The 641-nt window shown below is 42.4% G+C and carries 1 protein-coding gene; it reads left to right on the top strand.

The annotated features are described in order from the left end of the window. On the top strand, positions 1-641 hold a 641-nt coding region (locus tag AC3G7N_RS21415; protein WP_489424155.1), incomplete at both ends, for a dihydroorotate dehydrogenase.

The raw sequence follows: 641 nt of genomic DNA, 5'->3' as shown, positions 1-641 counted from the left end.
TACCCGGTTTACAGATGAAAAATCCAATAATGCCAGCGTCAGGCTGTTTTGGATTTGGCCGCGAATACAGTGACTTTTATGACCTTCAGCAATTGGGTGCAGTTATTATGAAAGCAGCAACAGGTAGCAATCGTTATGGCAATAGCACACCTCGAGTGGCTGAGACTGCGAGCGGGATGTTAAATGCGATTGGACTGCAAAACCCGGGCGTAGAAAAAATAATAGAAACAGAAGTTCCTTTTCTGGCAAACTATTCAATCCCTATTATTGCAAATGTTGCTGGTAGTACTTTGGAAGAATACGAGATGGTAGCAAAGGCATTTAACCAAACCGACTCCGTCCACGCACTTGAGTTAAATATTTCATGCCCAAATGTTAAAGAGGGCGGTATTCAATTTGGAACAAATCCGGAAATGGCGGCTAATGTTACTAGAATTGTTAAGAAGGCTAGTAATCTTCCTGTATATGTGAAATTGTCGCCGAATGTATCTGATATCGTTTCAATGGCTAAAGCAGTGGAGGAGGCTGGCGCAGATGGTTTATCCATGATCAACACATTGTCGGGGATGCAAATTCACCTACCAAGTAAAAAACCAATATTAGCAAATCAAACGGGTGGTTTGTCCGGGCCAGCTATCAAA

Source organism: Virgibacillus carmonensis (genome assembly GCF_057836705.1).
This window is presented reverse-complemented; position numbering and strand designations above follow the sequence as displayed.